Here is an 18,878-nt window from a genome sequence, read left to right on the forward strand (position 1 = left end):
TACCCTGCACGGCCGATACCCAAGCAACCTCAACACCGGCCCGATCTATATCATTGGGCCATTACCCGCTCTGCCCTCTCGTGGGAACTGCCGGAACCACCGGCCTGCAAAGCACAACGTTGTAAGCCAAGGCAGCATGGTGTCCGTAACCTGATGAAAACCCACTCTCGCGCCACCGTCCCCCACTGGATTCTTGGCATTGGCAGCCTGCTTCTTGTCCTGCTGTTCGGCGGCCTTGCATTGAAGGACCGTCAGGCACGCGATGCCGTCTGGCGACTGCAGACCGAGCAACAGGGCGAGCTTCAGGTCCTGGCCCTGCGCAGCGCCCAGCAGGGGCTGGAAGAGCAGGCACGGCTGATCGCCAGTACCCTGGGCGCCAGCCCGGACACCCTTCGGCTGGTCCGCCAGGCAGACCGCGCCGTGCGGGCCGGGGCCCAGTGGGACGGCCCCCGGCTGAGCCTGATCCGCCAGCGACTGGTCAGCTCGCTCACCCCGACCTGGACCACCATGCAGGCTCATGGTGCCCTGCAGCTGCAGCTGTACCTGGGCAAAGCCGGCGTCACACTGCTGCGCATGCATGCTCCTGACGCCTATGGTGATGCGGTCGCTGATAGCCGGCCGCTGCTGTACAAGGCGCTGAACCACGGCCAAAGCGTCTCCGGGCTGGATGTGGGCCAGCACAGTGCAGGCAACCGGGCCATCGTGCCCATCCGCGCCAGCAGCAGCGCCGAAAGCGAAGTGATCGGCGCGCTCGAGGTCGGATTCGGCATTCTTCCGGACCTGGACGAACTGGGCAGCCAGCTCAATGCCGGGCTGGGCCTGCTGGTCAATCGCGATGCGCTCGAGGAGATGCTCTGGGAGCGTCCGGTGGGCATCGAGCTGCAGGGGCTGCCCGGCTGGCTGCTTCACACCCACTCGGCGCCGCAGATCCTGCAATGGGCGCAGCAGCAATCGCTGCCACCGCCTGAATCCGGCCAGGCCTTGCGCCTGCTCGAATCGGCCGGGCACAGCTTTCTGCTCAACCAGATCCCGCTGCACGATGCCAGGGCCGACCACCGTCCTGCGCATGCGCCTATGGCCGTTGCGCTGGTCTGGCGCGACATCACCCTGGCACTGGATGAGCAGCGCCTGGCTGAGCGGCGGATGCTGGCCAAATGGGGGCTGGCCTGGCTGACGGCCGAAGTGCTGTTGCTGATACTGGCCTACCTGCTGCAACGCCGCGGCATAGTCCAGCGCATCCATCGTGTTCGTTCGATGCAGCAGGCGCGCCATCGCAAGCGCCTGCTCGAACGGGGCCAGAAAATCGCCAGCCTGCTGCCCGGGATGGTCTACCAGCTCAAACGATCGCCGGACGGCGCCTACAGCTTTCTCTACGCCAGCGAAGGATCACGCGAGCTGTATGGGATCAATCCCGAGCAGCTCATCGACGATGCGACCATTGCCTTTGCCGCGGTGTACGACCCAGACCGCCCGAACCTGCGAGAGGCAATCGATCGCTCGGCAGCGAACCTGGGCAGCGGTTCGACACGCTACCGGATCAATCACCGGCACAAGGGCCTGATCTGGGTCGAGGTACGCGCAACCGCCGAGCGGCTGCGTGACGGCTCCATCCTGTGGCACGGGTTCATTGCCGACATCACGCCACTGATGAGCACGGCTATTGCGCTGGGTGAAAGCGAAAGCCGATTCCGCAGCATGGTCAGCAACCTGCCGGGCGCCGTCTACCGGCGTGGCAACGACCCCGAACGCACCATCGGCTACCTCAGCGACGGCATCGAGCGTCTGACGGGCTACCCGGCCAGCGACTTCGTTGCACCCGGCACACGCCCGTACTGCAGCCTGATCCACCCGGACGACCAGGCCTGCCTGCAGGGCGACGGCGCGGATCAGTTCGAGCGCACCTACCGGCTGATCGACGCCCACGGCGAAACGCTATGGGTACAGGAAATCGGCCGTGCGCTACGCGACGAGCACGGCCGGTTGCAGTGGTACGACGGATTCATATGGGACATTACCGCCCGCACCCTCGCCGAGCGGGAGGCTGTCGAGCGCGAACGCTATGTGCGTCTGCTGATCGCCAATGTCGCCGACGCGATCATCATCATCAACCAGCAGGGCCTGATCGAAACCTTCAACCATGCCGCCGAGCGGACCTTTGGCTACCGCGAAGAGGAAGTGCTCGGGCGCAACCTGTCGATGCTCATGCCCGAACCCCACCGCGCTGCACATGATGACTACCTGGAGGCCTATGCCCGGCGCGGCGTTGCCCGCAGCCTGGAGCAGAACCGTGAACTGCAGGCCGTACACCGAAGCGGCGAACGCTTCACCATCGAACTGCGCGTGTCGGAAATCAGCCACCGCGGCGAACGCAAGTTCATCGGCCTGGTGCGCGACATCACCGAGCGCAAGCGCATCGAACAGATGAAAAGCGAATTCGTCTCCATCGTCAGCCATGAGCTGCGTACGCCACTGACATCGATTTCCGGGGCGCTGGGACTGATTACCGGTGGAGCTACCGGCGAGGTGCCGCCGGCGATCGGGCAGATGCTCGATATTGCGCACCAGAACAGCCAGCGCCTGGGCCTGCTGATCGACGATCTGCTGGACATGGAAAGACTGATCGCCGGCAAGATGGCCTTCCGTCTGCGCGTCCAGCCTCTGCTGCCGTTGCTCGAAGACGCGCTTCGTGCAAACCAGGGATACGCCGACAAATATCGAGTGCGCTTCGAACTGGGCGAGCAGGTGGCCGTCCAGGTGCGGGTCGATGAGCATCGCCTGCAGCAGGTACTGGCCAATCTGCTATCCAACGCAGCGAAATTCTCGCCGGCCGGCGAGGCCGTCATCCTCAGCAGCTGCCGCCGGGGCGATCAGGTGCGCGTCAGCGTCCGCGACCGTGGCCCGGGCATCCCGCAAGCGTTTCGCCAGCGGATTTTCCAGAAGTTTTCCCAGGCCGACTCCTCCGATACCCGCCACAAGGGCGGCACCGGCCTTGGTCTGGCGATCAGCAAGGAGCTGGTCGAGCGCATGCACGGGGGCATCGGTTTCGACTCCGAACCGGGGCTGGGCGCCTGCTTCTGGTTCGAATTGCCTGCTCGCGAGGGGTGATGAAGGTCTATCTTGAAAAAGTGCCGGGCCAGCCGGCTGACAAGCTGGCAAACTGCCTGCCTGATCGATCGCAGCGTGCATTGGCCGACGGAGACACCCCATGACCGAGCTGAAACGGATACTTCACGTCGAGGACGATCCGTCCATTCAAGCGGTGGCCAAACTCGCGCTGGAAGCCATCGGCGGCTACCAGGTGCTGTCGTGCTCATCCGGCCAGCAGGCGTTGGAGGAGGTCCAGGGGTTCGCTCCGCACTTCATCCTGCTGGATGTCATGATGCCGGGGATGGGCGGGCCTGAGACACTGCTCAGGCTGGCCGAGCGCATCGACCTGACAGAGGTGCCGGTCGCCTTCATGACCGCAAAGGTGCAGCCAGGCGAAATCGACCATCTGCGCAAACTTGGCGCCCGCGACGTGATCATCAAACCATTCGACCCGATGCGCCTGCCCGGCCAGATCCAGGCGATCTGGGATGCCGGCAGCGAGTAGCAATCAATGGCCTTCCCAACCTCAGCGAAGCAGGTCAGCTAGCATGGAGCCCAGAGCGCCGGCGCCGCCGCCTTCCCGCGAACTGTCCCGCCTCGCCGCGCTGCTGCGCTACGAGATCCTCGACACGCCAGATGAGTCGGCCTTCAACGATTTCACCCACCTGGCCGCGGATATCTGCAACACGCCCATCGCCCTGATCTCGCTGGTGGACGACCATCGTCAGTGGTTCAAGAGCCGGCTGGGCCTGGAGGTCAGCGAAACCCCCCGCGACATTTCCTTTTGCGCCCACACCATCGAAGGCCTGGACATCTTCGAGGTCAACGACGCGTTGCAGGACCCGCGCTTCCAGAACAATCCTCTGGTTACCGAAGGGCCGCACATCCGTTTCTACGCCGGCGCGCCGCTGACCACGCCGGATGGCTACAACCTGGGCACCCTCTGCGTGATCGACCGCCAGCCACGGCGCCTCTCGCCCGCCCAGCGCGACGCGCTGATCCGCCTCAGCCGACAGATCATGCGCCTGTTCGAGGAACGCCTGCAGGCGCACCGTTACGCCGAGCAGGCAGCGATGCAGCAGGCCCTGCTCAACAGCGCAGCGAGTGCCATGCTGGTTACCTCGGCAGAAGGATTCATCACCGGCGTCAACCCCACTGCCGAGCGCCTGTTCGGCTATCCCGAATCAATGCTGCTGGGGCAGGCGCTGACCTCGGCCCTGTTCCCTCAGGATGCCCTGGCACGCCGCGCCGCGATTCTCAGCAACGAGCTCGACGAATCCGTGGAGCCCGGCTTCGGCGTGCTCACTGCACCGCTGATCGAGGGGCGCCGCGAGATGCGCGAGTGGCGACTGCTGCACCGCAACGGCGGGCAAGTGCCCGTACTGTTGAACGTCTCGGCCATTCACGACGAGCATGAACTGCTGCGCGGCTATGTCGTGAGCGCCTACGATCTGGCGCATCAGGAACACCTTCAGCTGCGCCTGCAACAGATCGCCGCGCAAGTCCCGGGCATGCTCTTCCAGTTCTGCTGGCGGCCGGACGGCAACAGTTCCTTCCCCTACGTCAGCGAAGGGGTGCAGGACATCTACGGCCTCAGCCCCACGGAGATGGCGCCAAGCATTGGCCTGATCTACGCCAAGATTCACCTGGAAGACCGTGCCCGGGTGCTGGCCAGCATTCGCCAGGCGGCAACCACCCTGACACCCTGGCACCTTGAACACCGCATCGAGCACCCGCGCAAGGGCCTGATCTGGGTCGAGGCACGCGCCACCCCCATGCGCCAGGCCGACGGCTCGGTACTCTGGCACGGGCTGGTGACCGACGTCAGCGAGCGCAAGGCCGAACAGTTCGAACTGGACAAGCAGCAGGAGATGAACCGACGGCTGCTCGAAGCCCTGTCCGAAGCGGTGGTGGCCTGCGATGCCGAGGGCAACCTGACGCTGTTCAACAACGCCGCCCGCCTCTGGCATGGGCTCGACGCTCATCAGATCCCGCCCGAGCAGTGGGCCGAGTACTACCGGTTGTTCCATCCTGACGGCACCACGCCGTTGAGCATGGACGAAGTGCCACTGATGCGAGCGCTGCGTGGCGAGCACATCCGCAACGTCGAGCTGACGATCGTCGTCAACGGCACCATCCGCTACGTGCTGGCCAATGCCGACCCGATGTACGCCTCCAATGGCCAGCAGAACGGGGCGGTGGTGGTGTTGCACGACATCACCGAACGCAAGCAGATCGAAAACCTGCAGCGTGATTTCGTCTCCACCGTCAGCCATGAACTGCGCACCCCGCTGACCTCCATCACCGCCTCGCTGGGACTGATCTGCGGCGGCGTGATGGGCGAGGTTCCCGAAGAGCTGGGCGAGCTGCTGGACATCGCCCACCAGAACAGCCAGCGGCTCAGCGCCCTCATCGATGACCTGCTGGATATCGACAAGCTGTACGCCGGCAAGATGCGTTTCGAGCTGGAGCTGCAGCCGCTGCGGCCATTGCTGCAACAGGCCGTGCGCAGCAACCAAGGCTACGCCGACACCTACCGGGTCTGCATCGAACTGGGCGAGAGCCCGGCGGTGATGGTCAAGGTGGACACCATGCGCCTGCAGCAGGTGCTGAGCAACCTGCTGTCCAACGCGGCAAAATTCTCGCCGCCGGGCGAATCCATCCATCTCTGGGCCGAGCAGCGCGGTGAACATCGCCTGCGTGTCAGCGTCAGAGATAAAGGGCCCGGTATCGCCGATGCGTTCCGCGAACGGATCTTCAGCAAGTTTGCCCAGGCCGACGCCTCCGACACCCGCCAGCAGGGTGGTACCGGGCTTGGCCTGGCGATCAGCAAGGAGCTTATGGAACATATGGACGGCACGATCGGTTTCGACTCGACGCCAGGTGCAGGCGCCTGCTTCTGGTTCGAACTGCCTTGCCAGCCTGCCCGTGAGTCGCCACCATGAGCCCTCTCAAGCGCATACTGCACGTCGAGGATGTTCCCTCGATCCAGGTCGTGACGCGCGTGGCTCTGGAGAAGCTCGGTGGTTTCGAGGTACTGAGCTGCTCCTCGGGGCAACAGGCGCTGGCAGAGGTGCAGGCCTTTGCTCCCGACATGATACTTCTGGACATCATGCTGCCGCAGATGGATGGCCTCGAGCTGCTGCGCCAGTTGTCAGGCCTGGTGGACCTGCAACAGACACCCGTGGTGGCTGTTGACCGGTCAACAGCCACCGGACGATCTTGCTGCATTGCGCCAGCTGGGAGTACGCAGGCTGCTGCACAAGCCCTTCGACCCGCTGCAACTGGCCGCACAACTGAGCGAGATATGGGATACCACCTATGATTGATGGCAGCGGCGCCGAGCTGCAAAGCCAACTGCATGCGTTGACCGAACGATTTGCCGAGCGCCTCCAGGAGGAACTGCCGGCGCTGGCTGCGCTCGCCGAACAGCTGCCGAGGAGCCGGACAGGTGAACAGCGTCGTCAACGGATGATCGAGCTCCGCGAGCGCCTGCACCGGCTCGCCGGCAGCGCTGGCACCTTTGGCTTCACCGCGCTCGGTCAGCAATCGCGACTGCTGGAACGGCGGGCCGACCGCTGGCTGGACGCAACCAAACCCAGCGGCAAGGCGCTTGATGAACTCGCTCAGGCCATCAGCCAGTGGACAGACGGGGCGCTGGGTGGCGTCCAGCCGCCGGAGCAGGCCCAGCTGGCCGATAGCCAGGAACAGCGACCAGCCGATTGCCGGGTGTACCTGCTCGAAAGCGATCCGCAGGCCGGCCGGGAGATGTGCCAGACACTCAGCAACTTTGGTTACGAAGTGCTGCTGTTCCCCAGCATTCCCCTGCTGCAGACGGCCCTGGATGGCCAGCTGCCGGACGCCTTGATCGTCAGCCAGCACACTGGCGAACTGCAGGGGGTGAGCGAACTGCAGCAGAGACTGGAGACGCCACTGCCGCTGCTGGTGATCAGCCAGCATCTGGACTTCGACAGCCAGCTGGCTGCCGTACGCGCCGGCGCCCAGGGCTATTTCACCCGGCCCGTGGACATTACCGGGCTGGAAAACAGCCTTGAGCAATGCCTCAACCTGCAGCTCAGCGAGCCATACCGGATCCTCATCGTCGACGATGATGCCGACCTCGCCGCGCGTTACAGCCTGGTGCTGCGCAACTCGCAGATGCTGGTGCAGACCCTGAACGATCCGTGCGAGCTGTTCGAGACGATGCACAGCTTCAACCCCGAAGTACTGCTGCTGGACGTCAACATGCCAGGCTGTTCCGGGCCGGAGCTGGCGCAGATGATCCGGTTGAACAGCGAGTGGCTGCGGGTAACCATCATCTACCTGTCGGCCGAGACCGACATCAACCGGCAGATGGCCGCCCTGCTCAAGGCCGGCGACGATTTCATCACCAAACCGATCAGTGACAACGCGCTGATAGCGGCGGTGTTCTCTCATGCCAAGCGCGCCCGCTCGCTGAGCATGGCACTGGCCCGCGACAGCCTTACCGGCCTGCTCAAGCATGCCGACATCAAGGAGCAGGTGGCGCTTGAAGTGCAGCGGGCGCAGCGCACCGGCCAGCCAGCCAGCGTGGTCATGCTCGACCTCGACCATTTCAAGCAGGTCAACGACCGGTATGGCCACGCCGCTGGTGACAACGTGATTCGCTCGCTGGCCAACCTGCTGCGCCAGCGCTTGCGCCGCGTCGACAGCCTGGGTCGCTACGGCGGTGAGGAATTCGTCGCGGTATTGCCCAACTGCACCGCCGAGCAGGCCAGGCAGGTCTTCGACGAAATTCGACTGCGCTTCGCCGCCCTCAGCTTCAATGCCGGGGCACGCAGCTTCAGCGTCTCCCTCAGTGCCGGGATCAGCGAGACCGACGGTCATACCGCCCCCGGCATGCTGCTCGAGCAGGCTGACCAGGCCCTCTACGTCGCCAAGCACAACGGTCGCAACCAGGTCCGGATCGCTGCGCCGCGCTGAGCGCTTTGTCGGACAAACCCCAGGCGAACCGCTGCGTCATCTTCGACTCCAACTACACTGCATCAAGCCCGGCGAGCAAAGCTGCAGGTCTCTGGCCTGCAGTTCAGGGCGACAAGAGCCTGAGCCTGCATCGCTGCCAGTGTCATTCAGCCGGCTGAAGGAGTTCCGGTTTGCCTGCAAAACCCGCCGTAAGTTGGCATTCGCTCGCCTTTGTGTCTGCATTCATCCTGTTGGTCGCACTCGGCTGGCAGGGCAAGCGCACCCAGGAGGCGGTGTTGGCGGCCAACCGCTCGGTCAGCCACAGCCTGGAGATCATTACCGCCATCCAGTCCATGTTGTCGTCGTTGCAGGACATCGAAACCGGCTCCCGAGGTTTCGTCCTGACCGGCGAGCCGAGCTATCTGGAACCCTATGAGCAGGGTCGCAGGCAACTCGAAGCCCACCGCAAGGGCCTGCAGGGGCTGGTGCAGGATCGGCAATACCCTGACCGACGCTGGTTCGACCAGCTCGACACGCACATCGCGCTGCGTCTGGCGATCGCCGCGAAGAACATCCAGGCGCGTCGAGACACGGGCTTGCAGGGGGCGGTCGAGCATCTGAGACAAGCGGGCGGCAAGCAGATCATGGACCGACTTCGGGCGCTGCTGGGCTCGGTCGAGCAGCACGAGCGCCAAGGGCTCGCCGCCGCCAACCGCGCCGTTGCCGAGACCATCGACCGCAGCCGCCGGCTGGGCCTGGCAGGCAGCCTGATGGTGGCGACGCTGTTTCTCGCAGCCATCTGGGCGATTCGCCGCAACCTGCGGATTCGCCAGGCACTGGCCACCAAGGCCCAGGCCGGTGAGGCGCGGCTCGGTGCGCTGCTGCAGGCCATTCCCGACAATCTCTACGCCATCGACCGCCAGCAAAGGGTGACGGCCCTGTCCAGGGCGAACGACAACCGCGGGCCTGCGCTCGACTCGATCGAGCCACTGCTGGCGGACTTGCTGCAGCAAGAGGAACATTCGCTGCAGCTGCGCCGCTCGACCTGGTGCGAGATGGACCGGCAGCGTACCTATGAGGTCCGCCTGGCGCCGACCGGACTCGGCGACTATCTGGCCATTGCGCGCGAAATCACCGAGCTGCAGCGCAGCCGCGACACCCTCGAGGATCAGAAAGTGTTCCTCCGGCGGGTCGTGGATACCGATGAAAACCTGATATTCGTTCGTGACGAACAGGGTCGCTTCCTGTTGTGCAACAACGCCTTTGCCGCACTGCTGAACAGCCAGGCGGACGCCATTGAAGGCCGCCGCGTCGAGGCGATCCCTGGTGCCCCGCTGCTGCTGCCGCTGCTGCAGGGCGAAGCCGAGCTGCTTGGCGGCAGCGGCGAGCTGCGCATCACCGAGGTCGGCCTCACCGACGCCATGGGCCAGGAACGGTGGCTGCAGGTGGTCAAGCGCCCCTTGACCATGTCCAACGGAGCCTGCCATGTGGTCACCGTTGCGGTCGATATTTCACTCCGCCGGCGCATGGAACAGATGAAGACCGAATTCATCTCCACCGTGAGCCACGAGCTGCGCACACCCCTGACCGCCATTCGTGGCGCGCTGGGCATGCTGGTGGGTGGCATCGCCGGTGAGATCGGTTCCAGCGCCAGGCCATTGCTGGACATCGCCCACAAGAACAGCGAACGCCTGGTGCGGCTGATCAACGACATACTCGATATCGAAAAGCTCGAAGCCGGACGCTTACCCTTTCACTTCAGCCGTTGCGATGTGCAGGGCCTGGTCGGACAGGCCCTGGAAGATCTCAGGCCGTACGCGGACGAATACGGCGTCAGCCTGTCGTTCGCCACTGCAAACGGCCCGGTAGCTGAAGCGAACCTCGACCCGGATCGCTTTGCCCAGGTGATGGCCAACCTGCTGTCCAACGCAATCAAGCATTCGCCGGCAGGCGGTGTGGTCAGCATTGATCTGCGGGACGATGGCCAGACCCTGGAGATCGGCGTGCAGGACCAGGGCCAGGGCATCCCGGAGGATTTCCGCTCGCGCATATTCGAGCGTTTCGCTCAGGCGGACGCATCCGATGCGCGCAAGCGCGGCGGAACAGGGCTGGGACTGGCCATCACCCGCACGCTGGTGCAGCAGATGCAGGGTCGGATAGGTTTCGATTCGCAGGAAGGACAGGGCACGCGCTTCTGGATACGGCTGCCCCTGGCGCCGGCCCAAACACAGGCACAGACACAGGCACAGCCAGGCACTCCGCCGGGCGCAACCTCACTGCAACCGGCCGCCGACGAGCGCCAGCCACCGGCGCGAATCCTCCTGCTCGAACCCGATGTGCAGGCGGCCGAACAGCTTGCCATCGCGCTGCAGCAGCAGGGATACGCCACCCTGATTGCCGACACCGCTGTCCAGGCCCGGGAGCTGCTGGCCGAATTCAGCGTCCAGGCTCTGACGCTCAGCCCGGCATTGAATGACGAGGACAGCATTTCCTTCCTGCAGAGCCTGCGCAGCCAGGCAGGCTACCGGCACCTGCCAGTGCTGATCGTCAGCCTGCAGCCCCAGCGCCGCGACAACGACGACGGGGCGCTGCGCGGTGGGGCAGTGGGAGTGGTCGACTGGCTGCACAAGCCCGTTGATCTCGACCGCGTCATGGAGGTCGTGCGCGCCTGCCTCGCCACCACCGGTTCACGTCCGAGAATCCTGCACGTCGAGGATGACGAGGACCTGCGCATGTTGCTGGCACGGTTGGTGACCTCGCTGGAAATCGACCTGCAGGGTGCCGCGACCCTGGGCGAGGCGCGCCGCCTGATCGACGAGCATCGCTACGACCTGGCGATCATCGACCTGATGCTGCCCGACGGAGACGGCAGCGAGCTGTTCGACCAACTGGCACAGGCCCTACCGCCGCCACCGGTCATCATCTTTTCCGCGCTGGACTCGCCGGTGCATGACAGCCGCCTGGCCCTGCGCCAGCTGGTCAAGTCACGCCACGACGGCCATCAGCTGGCCGCGCTGATCCAGCAGCAGCTGCAACACTGGCCCGCAGGCCAGACCGAAGACCTGGACGAGGCCAACCCATGAGCGATACCGCTAGCCAGCGCATCCTGATGGTGGAGGACGAAGAAGACATCGCCTTTCTCATCCGCTACCTGCTTGAGCGCCACGGCTTCACCGTTGACCATGCCGCCGATGGCCGCCAGGCGCTGGAGAAACTGGCGGGCACCCTGCCCCCGGATCTGGCGCTGATGGACATCATGCTGCCGTACCATGATGGCCTGGAGCTGATCGAGCGGCTGCGCGCCCAGCCCGGCTGGCAAAGCGTGCCGGTGCTGATGCTCACCGCCAAGGCTCGTGAAGTCGACATCGTTCGGGCATTGGAGCTGGGCGCCGATGACTACGTGACCAAGCCCTTCCAGCCGGAGGAACTGCTGGCGCGCATTCGGCGCCTGCTGAGGAGGCCGCGATGAGCCGGCTGGTCCTGGCAGTGGTGCTGCCGCTCTGTTTGCTGCCGTCACTGGCAGGTGCCGATGTCGCCACCGCGCAGCGACAGGTCGAGGCCCGGCAACTGGATGCCGCCGAGGCGACCCTCGAAACCCATCTGAACCGCCAGCCCGACGACAGCGAAGCGCGATTTCTGCTGGCGCGGGTCCGGGCCTGGCAAGGTGCTCCCGAGCGGGCTCTGCCGCTGTACGAGCAGTTGCTGCAAGGTGAACCCAACAACGCCGATTATCTGCTCGGTCAAGGGCAGGCATTGCTCTGGGCCGGGCGGCCGCAAGCGGCGCTCGTCTCGCTTGAGCGCGCCGCGGAACTTGCGCCGGACTACGCCGAGGTGCAGCAGGTGATGCAGCAGGCCCGCGCCGCGCTGACTTCCCCGGTAGCTGCAACCCCATCCAACGATGCGGCCCCGGCCCAACGCCGTCATGAGCTAGAGCTTTCGGCCCGCCAGGACTGGCTGGACAACGGCTTCGACAACTGGCGCAGCCAGCGCCTGGATTACACCTCGACACAGCCGGACGGTGCTGGCTGGTACGGCGCGCTGCTTCGTGAGCAGCGATTCGGCGAATGGGACCAGGGCGCCGAGGCCGGTGCGGTGATCGCGCTGGACCGGCACTGGACCCTGCAACCCGAAGTGGGTTACCAGCCTTCACCCTACTTCCTGCCCCGGTGGCACGCCGATCTTCGTCTTCAGCGCAGCCTGCCGGCGGGTTTTCTCGGCGCCGTCAGCCTTCGTCGCACCGACTACGAAACCACCCGGGTCGATCGGCTGGCCCTCGGCGCCGAGCGCTACTGGAACTCCTGGCGCGCGGGTTACACCTTGAACATCACCGACGTCGCCAACGCGGGCACGCCGATCGGCCATGACCTGGCGCTGGATTACTACTACTCAGGTCTCAGCCATGCAGGGCTGCGCCTGACCGTCGGCAGAGAAGAAGCGGTCGAACAGCAACAGCTGATCACCAGTGACGTACGCGCCATCAGCCTACAGGGACGCCACTGGCTCGACAGCCGTTGGGCCCTGACCTGGGAAATGGGGCATCACCGCCAGGGCGATTACTACACCAGGCGCTGGCTGCAGCTCGGTCTGCGACATGCCTTCTGACGGGGATTTCGCCTGCCCGGCCTGGCTCTGTGAGGCGGCACGCCAGGCATGGCTGGTCATCTGGCCGGAAGACAGCATGCTGCAGCTGGCGCTGTATGCCGCCCTGGGGCTAGGCGGCCTGACCCTGCTGGTGATGGTGCAGGTAATGCTGCTGGGCGAAGTGGCTCGGCGCCGTGCCTTGCGGCGGCGGCAGTTCAACGCTTACTGGCGGCCGTTCTTTGCCCTTTGCAGCCTGGGTGAGGAGCTGCCCGGTCCCCTGCCCGGCCTGCCTCGCAACCGCCAGCTATGGTTTCTGCTGCAATGGAACCGCACCCAGCTGCAGCTACGCGGCTCGGCTCGGGAACGAATGAACCGTGCCCTCGTTGCCCTCGGCATGGATCGTCAGGCACTGCACCTGCTGCGCGGCCGGGTCCGCGGCAAGCTGATCGGGCTGACCTGCCTGCGCCATCTGGCCGATCCGGCTCACTGGGACGCGGTGCAGCCGTTACTGATGAACCGCAACGCGGTTGTCTCGCTCGCTGCCGCGCAAACCCTGATCGCCATTGACCCATCCCGGGCGATGCAGATCATCATGCCGGCCGCCGTGGCCCGGCCGGACTGGGCGTTGCCGCGCCTTGCCAGCCTTTGCCAGCAAGCCGGCAAGCAGGCCGTGACCCAGCCCCTGCTGATTGCGCTAGCCGGCTCTGAAGACCCGAAGCGCAAGCGGCTGGTCGCCCTGCTGGTACATGGCGAGCCCCGATACGCGGCGCCCTGGGCACGGGCTCGGCTCGAGGAAGACGCCGCACCCGAACTGCTGCAGGTCGCGCTGCGCTGCCTGTGCGAGCTGGGCGACCCGCGCGACCGTAGCCGGCTGCTGCGCGCCATGCAGCACGAGCATGCCGATGTCCGGCTGGCGGCGCTGCAGGCCCTGCACAATCAGGCGCGTGAGAGTGACAGCGAGGTGTTCCTGCCGCTGCTTGCTGATCGCAGCTGGTGGGTCCGGCAAGCCGCCGCGGACAGCCTGGCCACTCTGCCCGGCGTTACAGCCGAACGCTTGCAGGGGTTGCAGGTGGACGACCGTTACGGCCAGGACGCGCTGCGTCGTGCGGTGGCGGAGGTCAGGCGGTGAGCATCGACTGGCTGTGGGGGCTGCAACTGGGCTTCATCCTCTACTTCCTGCTGCTCAACGGCATGTACCTGCTGCTCAATGCGCTGTCCATGGTCAACCTGCTGGGGTACATCCGCCAGCGCGCCGAGATCGGGGAGATGGCGCCCTATATCGGTGTGGAGCCGCCGGTGTCGGTGCTGATGCCCGCTTTCAATGAAGAAGCCACCATCCGCACCTCGGTACGCTCGATGTTGCAGCTGCAGTACCCCGAATTCGAAGTGGTGGTGATCAACGACGGTTCGACGGACAGCACCCTGGCCGTGCTGATCGAGGAGTTCGAGCTGGTACTGCACCCCGAGCCACTGCGGCAGGCCGTGGCGCATCAAGCTGTCCGGGCCATCTACCGCTCGCGGCGCTACGCCAACCTGCGGGTCATCGACAAGGCCAACGGTGGCAAGGCCGACGCCCTCAACGCCGGCATCAACGCCGCACGTCATGGTCTGTTCTGCGGCGTCGACGCCGACTCCATCCTCCAGCGCGACAGCCTGTTGCGGGTGGTTCAGCCGTTTCTTGAAGACGAGCGTACCGTTGCTGCCGGCGGCACCGTGCGCATTGCCAATGGCTCGGAGGTGCGTGGTGGCTTCCTGGTCCGCGCCGGGCTACCAAGCAACTGGCTGGCGCGCTTGCAGATTGTCGAGTACCTGCGGGCCTTCCTGTTTGGCCGTCTTGGCTGGTCACCGATGAACGCGGTCCTGATTATTTCCGGCGCCTTCGGCCTGTTCGACAAGGAGCGGGTCATGGACATTGGCGGCTATCGCACCGACACCGTCGGCGAGGACATGGAGCTGGTCGTGCGGCTGCACCGCTATCACCGGGAAAAGCGTATCCCCTACCGCATCCGCTACCTGCCCGACCCCATCTGCTGGACCGAAGGCCCGGAAGACCTGGCCACCCTCGGTCGCCAGCGCAGCCGCTGGCAGCGCGGATTGGCGGAGAGCCTGAGCCGTCACGCCCGCCTCGCCTTCAGCCTGCGCGGCGGCACGCCGGGCTGGCTGGCCTGGCCGTTCATGGCACTGTTCGAATGGCTGGGGCCGCTGATCGAACTGCTCGGCTACGGCTTCATGCTCGGAGGGTTCGTCCTGGGGGCGGTGTCCTACGCCGCGCTGGCGACTTTCCTGCTGGTCGCCATTGGCATGGGTATCCTGTTGTCGGTCAACGGTTTGCTGCTCGAGACCCTGTCATTCCGCGTCTATGAACGTCGGCGCGACATGCTGCGACTGTTTCTCATGGCCGTACTGGAAAACTTTGGCTACCGCCAGCTGAACACCCTCTGGCGCTGCCGCGGACTGTGGCAGTGGTTTTCACGGCGCAAGCATCACTGGGGCACGATGCGCCGCAGCGGGCGGTGGGGGCAGTAGGGCAGCTGGAAGCTGGAAGCATGTTGGTGGATCACGCTTCACCGATCCACCATAAAGTCCCAGATGGATGTAAAAGGCGACATTCAACTTAGGAGCTTGAAGCTTGAAGCTTGAAGCTTGAAGCATCGAGAGTGGGTCACGCTTCACCAATCCGCCCCGCTCTGCTTCCAGCTTCTAGCCTCCCGCTTCCAGCTGCTTTCTACAGCTTTATCCAGGTCGCCTTCAGCTCGGTGTATTTATCGAAGGCATGCAACGACTTGTCGCGACCGTTACCGGACTGCTTGAAGCCGCCGAAGGGCGCGGTCATGTCGCCGCCGTCGTACTGGTTGACCCAGACGCTGCCGGCCCGCAGTGCCTTGGCCGTCAGGTGGGCCTTGGAAATGTCCGACGTCCACACTGCCGCGGCAAGGCCGTACGGGGTGTCGTTGGCAATGGCCACGGCTTCGGCCGCCGAGTCGAAGGTGATTACCGACAGTACCGGGCCGAAAATCTCCTCCCGGGCGATTTTCATGGCATTGCTGACACCGTCGAAAATGGTCGGCTCGACGTAGAGCCCGCCGGTGTCCTGCAAGGTGCGCTGGCCGCCGATCAGCACCTGGGCGCCATCGTTGCGGCCGGCCTCGATGTAGCCGAGCACGGTGTCGAGCTGCTGGGTATCGACGAGGGCGCCGACGTTGGTCGCCGGGTCCAGCGGGTTGCCCGGTTTCCAGCCCTTGAGCGCCTCGACCACCATTGGCAGGAAGCGCGCCTTGACCGAACTCTCCACCAGCAGCCGCGAGCCGGCAGTGCAGACTTCGCCCTGGTTGAAGGCGATGGCGCTGGCCGCCGCCTCGGCAGCGGCCTGCAAGTCCGGGGCATCGGCAAAGACGATGTTCGGACTTTTGCCGCCGGCTTCCAGCCAGACGCGCTTCATGTTCGATTCGCCGGCATAGATCATCAGCTGTTTGGCGACGCGGGTGGAGCCGGTGAACACCAGCGTATCGACATCCATGTGCAGCGCCAGGGCCTTGCCCACGCTGTGACCGTAGCCCGGCAGCACATTGAGCACGCCCGGGGGAATACCTGCCTCGATGGCCAGCTGCGCGACGCGAATGGCGGTGAGCGGCGATTTTTCCGAAGGCTTGAGTACCACCGAGTTGCCGGTCGCCAGCGCCGGGCCCAGCTTCCAGCAGGCCATCATCAACGGGAAGTTCCAGGGGACGATGGCCGCCACTACACCAACTGGCTCGCGGGTCACCAGGCCAAGTTGATCATGCGGGGTGGCTGCGACCTCGTCGTAGATCTTGTCGATCGCCTCTCCGGACCAGCGCAGCGCATTGGCCGAACCGGGAATGTCGACGTTCAGCGAGTCGCTGATCGGCTTGCCCATGTCCAGGGTTTCAAGCAACGCCAGCTCTTCGGCGTTGGCCTGGATAAGGTTGGCGAAACGGATCATGGTCGCCTTGCGCTTGGCCGGAGCCATGCGCGACCAGACGCCGGACTCGAAAGCCATGCGTGCGCTGATCACCGCGCGATCGGCGTCTGCCTCGTCACAGCTGGCCACTTGCGCCAGCACCCGCCCATCGACCGGGCTGATGCACTCGAAGCTGGCGCCGGCACTGGACGCGGTGTATTCGCCCTGGATAAAAGCGCGTCCTTCGATGCGCAGGTCGCGGGCACGCTGTTGCCAATCGGCAAGGGTCAGGGTGGTCATGGGGCGTCCTCGATATCGGTCGAATAATCAGAAAGGCACCCTAAACCAGGGGCACCTGGGCTATCAATATTTTTTACGCTGGCACGGATTTCCGCCTTGTTTTGTTCGTTTTATTAAACATAGACTCGCCGCAAACGCTGTGCGCGCCCTGGAGTCGCGCTACAGCATAGCCGCCAATACCGTCGCCCTGCCGGAGCTAGCCATGGCCCACGATCCCGCCACATCTGCCGAACACTTCTGGATGCCCTTTACCGCCAACCGGCAGTTCAGGGCCAGTCCGCGTCTGCTGGAGCGCGCCGAGGGCATGTACTACACAGACACCGACGGCCGCCAGGTGATCGATGGTACCGCCGGGCTCTGGTGCTGCAACGCCGGTCACGGGCGCCGCGAGATCACCGAAGCAGTGAGCCGGCAGATCGCCGAGATGGATTTCGCACCGACCTTCCAGATGGGCCATCCATTGCCGTTCGAACTCGCCGAGCGGCTCGCGAGGATCAGCCCAGCCGGGCTCAACCGGGTGTTCTTTACCAACTCGGGCTCGGAATCGGCCGATACCGCGTTGAAGATCGCCCTGGCCTACCAGAAGGCGATCGGCCAGGGCAGCCGCACCCGTCTGATCGGTCGCGAACTCGCCTATCACGGCGTCGGCTTCGGCGGCATCTCGGTCGGCGGCATGGCCAACAACCGCAAGGCGTTCGGCGCGCTGCTACCGGGCGTCGACCACCTGCCGCACACACTCGACCTGCAGCGCAACGCCTTCAGCCGCGGCCTGCCGGAGCATGGCGCGGAGCGGGCCGACGAACTGGAGCGACTGGTCACACTGCATGGCGCGGAGAATATCGCCGCGGTGATCGTCGAACCCATGTCCGGCTCGGCCGGTGTCATCCTGCCGCCCGTGGGCTACCTGCAGCGCTTGCGCGAGATCACTTCCAGGCACGGCATCCTGCTGATCTTCGATGAGGTGATCACCGGCTTCGGCCGCGTCGGCGAAGCCTTCGCCGCTCAGCGCTGGGGCGTCACGCCGGACATCCTCACCTGCGCCAAGGGGCTGACCAACGGCGCGATCCCCATGGGCGCGGTGCTGGTCAACGACAGCATTCATGACGCCTTCATGCAGGGGCCGGAAAGCACCATCGAGTTTTTCCATGGCTACACCTATTCCGGCCACCCGGTGGCCTGCGCCGCCGCGCTGGCGACCCAGGAGATCTACCTGCGCGAGAACCTGTTCCAGAAAGCCATCGATCTCGAAGGCTACTGGCAGGATGCCCTGTTCAGTCTGCAGGGACTGCCGAACGTCATCGATATCCGTACCGTCGGCCTGGTCGCCGGTATCCAGTTCACCGCCCATGCCGATGGCGTCGGCAAGCGCGGCTACGAGGTCTTCCGGCAATGCTTCGAGGATGGCCTGCTGGCCCGCGCCAGCGGCGACACCATCGCCCTGTCGCCGGCTCTGATCGTTGAACGCGGGCATATCGATGCGATGATCGAACGCCTCGCCGATGCCATTCGCAAGGCGGCCTGAGCGATCCACCAGCCACGGGCGGCACGCCATGACGGACCGCCCAACGCAAGCCGGACGCCAGAAACGAAAAAACCCGCCAGTGGCGGGTTCTTTCTTCAAGGGCCGACCAATTACTTGATCTTGGCTTCCTTGTACATCACGTGCTTGCGGGCAACAGGATCGTACTTCTTGATTTCGATCTTGTCGGGGGTGGTGCGCTTGTTCTTGTCGGTGGTGTAGAAGTGGCCGGTACCGGCGCTGGACACCAAACGGATCAGGTCACGCATGATAGTTCTCCTTAAACCTTTTCGCCGCGAGCGCGGAGTTCAGCCAGAACGGCGTCGATGCCGCGCTTGTCGATGACGCGCATGCCCTTGGCGGTCAGGCGCAGACGTACGAAGCGGTTCTCGGACTCGACCCAGAAGCGGTGATGCTGCAGGTTCGGCAGAAAACGACGACGGGTTTTGTTGTTCGCGTGGGAAATGTTGTTCCCGGTTACCGGACCCTTACCGGTAACTTGACAGACTCTCGACATGCCTCAGCCCTCTA

13 protein-coding genes and 1 pseudogene are annotated in these 18,878 nt (G+C 64.9%); 11 read left to right on the plus strand and 3 right to left on the minus strand.

The window, feature by feature from the left end; all coding sequences use genetic code 11:
- Positions 1-153 precede the first annotated feature (153 nt).
- From AC4LFW_RS18185 to AC4LFW_RS18230, 10 genes and pseudogenes are all read left to right on the plus strand, one after another.
- Complete coding sequence (locus AC4LFW_RS18185; protein ID WP_491820921.1) at positions 154-3,105, plus strand: PAS domain S-box protein; 2,952 nt, start codon at positions 154-156, stop codon at positions 3,103-3,105.
- A gap of 100 nt (positions 3,106-3,205) precedes the next feature.
- Complete coding sequence (locus AC4LFW_RS18190; protein ID WP_491820922.1) at positions 3,206-3,592, plus strand: response regulator; 387 nt, start codon at positions 3,206-3,208, stop codon at positions 3,590-3,592.
- A gap of 43 nt (positions 3,593-3,635) precedes the next feature.
- On the plus strand, positions 3,636-6,032 hold the full coding sequence (locus tag AC4LFW_RS18195) for a PAS domain S-box protein (RefSeq protein ID WP_491820923.1): 2,397 nt from the start codon (positions 3,636-3,638) through the stop codon (positions 6,030-6,032).
- Positions 6,029-6,416: pseudogene (locus AC4LFW_RS18200) on the plus strand (response regulator). Before AC4LFW_RS18195 ends, AC4LFW_RS18200 begins: the two are co-directional and overlap by 4 nt.
- Positions 6,409-8,049: a diguanylate cyclase gene (locus AC4LFW_RS18205; protein ID WP_491820925.1), complete on the plus strand. Its 1,641-nt coding sequence runs from the start codon at positions 6,409-6,411 to the stop codon at positions 8,047-8,049. The pseudogene AC4LFW_RS18200 and the gene AC4LFW_RS18205 overlap by 8 nt, the downstream one beginning before the upstream one ends.
- Positions 8,050-8,219: 170 nt before the next feature.
- On the plus strand, positions 8,220-11,111 hold the full coding sequence (locus tag AC4LFW_RS18210; RefSeq protein ID WP_491820926.1) for a CHASE3 domain-containing protein: 2,892 nt from the start codon (positions 8,220-8,222) through the stop codon (positions 11,109-11,111).
- Positions 11,108-11,497, plus strand: coding sequence for a response regulator transcription factor (locus tag AC4LFW_RS18215; protein ID WP_491820927.1), 390 nt, complete (start codon positions 11,108-11,110; stop codon positions 11,495-11,497). Before AC4LFW_RS18210 ends, AC4LFW_RS18215 begins: the two co-directional genes overlap by 4 nt.
- The gene (locus AC4LFW_RS18220; protein ID WP_491820928.1) at positions 11,494-12,630 is read left to right on the plus strand and encodes a YaiO family outer membrane beta-barrel protein; all 1,137 of its coding nucleotides are present in this window, start codon (positions 11,494-11,496) and stop codon (positions 12,628-12,630) included. The genes AC4LFW_RS18215 and AC4LFW_RS18220 overlap by 4 nt, the downstream gene beginning before the upstream one ends.
- On the plus strand, positions 12,620-13,738 hold the full coding sequence (locus AC4LFW_RS18225; protein ID WP_491820929.1) for a HEAT repeat domain-containing protein: 1,119 nt from the start codon (positions 12,620-12,622) through the stop codon (positions 13,736-13,738). Before AC4LFW_RS18220 ends, AC4LFW_RS18225 begins: the two co-directional genes overlap by 11 nt.
- Positions 13,735-15,135 carry a glycosyltransferase family 2 protein gene (locus AC4LFW_RS18230; protein WP_491820931.1) on the plus strand — a complete coding sequence of 467 codons (1,401 nt, stop codon included), beginning with the start codon at positions 13,735-13,737 and terminating at the stop codon, positions 15,133-15,135. Before AC4LFW_RS18225 ends, AC4LFW_RS18230 begins: the two co-directional genes overlap by 4 nt.
- Before the next feature lie 199 nt (positions 15,136-15,334).
- Here the strand turns inward: AC4LFW_RS18230 and AC4LFW_RS18235 are convergent, their stop codons facing one another.
- Complete coding sequence (locus AC4LFW_RS18235) at positions 15,335-16,828, minus strand: aldehyde dehydrogenase (RefSeq protein ID WP_491820932.1); 1,494 nt, start codon at positions 16,826-16,828, stop codon at positions 15,335-15,337.
- A 202-nt stretch (positions 16,829-17,030) separates the two neighbouring features.
- Here AC4LFW_RS18235 and aptA point away from each other — a divergent pair, with 202 nt between their 5' ends.
- Entirely contained in the window at positions 17,031-18,350 is a 1,320-nt protein-coding gene (aptA, locus tag AC4LFW_RS18240) for an omega-aminotransferase AptA (RefSeq protein WP_491820933.1), read from the plus strand.
- A gap of 110 nt (positions 18,351-18,460) precedes the next feature.
- On the opposite strand, the gene rpmG is transcribed toward aptA, so the two are convergent.
- On the minus strand, positions 18,461-18,616 hold the full coding sequence (gene rpmG / locus AC4LFW_RS18245) for a 50S ribosomal protein L33 (protein WP_491820934.1): 156 nt from the start codon (positions 18,614-18,616) through the stop codon (positions 18,461-18,463).
- 11 nt (positions 18,617-18,627) lie between these two features.
- Complete coding sequence (rpmB, locus tag AC4LFW_RS18250; RefSeq protein ID WP_019339373.1) at positions 18,628-18,864, minus strand: 50S ribosomal protein L28; 237 nt, start codon at positions 18,862-18,864, stop codon at positions 18,628-18,630.
- Positions 18,865-18,878: the final 14 nt, after the last annotated feature.

Source organism: Stutzerimonas sp. C6.4V, from assembly GCF_058536345.1.

Bases quoted from the DNA above. Each gene is read 5' to 3' on its own strand.
- AC4LFW_RS18185 (WP_491820921.1), top strand. From the start codon at position 154: ATGAAAACCCACTCTCGCGCCACCGTCCCCCACTGGATTCTTGGCATT.
- AC4LFW_RS18190 (WP_491820922.1), top strand. From the start codon at position 3,206: ATGACCGAGCTGAAACGGATACTTCACGTCGAGGACGATCCGTCCATT.
- AC4LFW_RS18195 (WP_491820923.1), top strand. From the start codon at position 3,636: ATGGAGCCCAGAGCGCCGGCGCCGCCGCCTTCCCGCGAACTGTCCCGC.
- AC4LFW_RS18205 (WP_491820925.1), top strand. From the start codon at position 6,409: ATGATTGATGGCAGCGGCGCCGAGCTGCAAAGCCAACTGCATGCGTTG.
- AC4LFW_RS18215 (WP_491820927.1), top strand. From the start codon at position 11,108: ATGAGCGATACCGCTAGCCAGCGCATCCTGATGGTGGAGGACGAAGAA.
- AC4LFW_RS18220 (WP_491820928.1), top strand. From the start codon at position 11,494: ATGAGCCGGCTGGTCCTGGCAGTGGTGCTGCCGCTCTGTTTGCTGCCG.
- AC4LFW_RS18225 (WP_491820929.1), top strand. From the start codon at position 12,620: ATGCCTTCTGACGGGGATTTCGCCTGCCCGGCCTGGCTCTGTGAGGCG.
- AC4LFW_RS18235 (WP_491820932.1), bottom strand. From the start codon at position 16,828: ATGACCACCCTGACCCTTGCCGATTGGCAACAGCGTGCCCGCGACCTG.
- aptA (WP_491820933.1), top strand. From the start codon at position 17,031: ATGGCCCACGATCCCGCCACATCTGCCGAACACTTCTGGATGCCCTTT.
- rpmG (WP_491820934.1), bottom strand. From the start codon at position 18,616: ATGCGTGACCTGATCCGTTTGGTGTCCAGCGCCGGTACCGGCCACTTC.
- rpmB (WP_019339373.1), bottom strand. From the start codon at position 18,864: ATGTCGAGAGTCTGTCAAGTTACCGGTAAGGGTCCGGTAACCGGGAAC.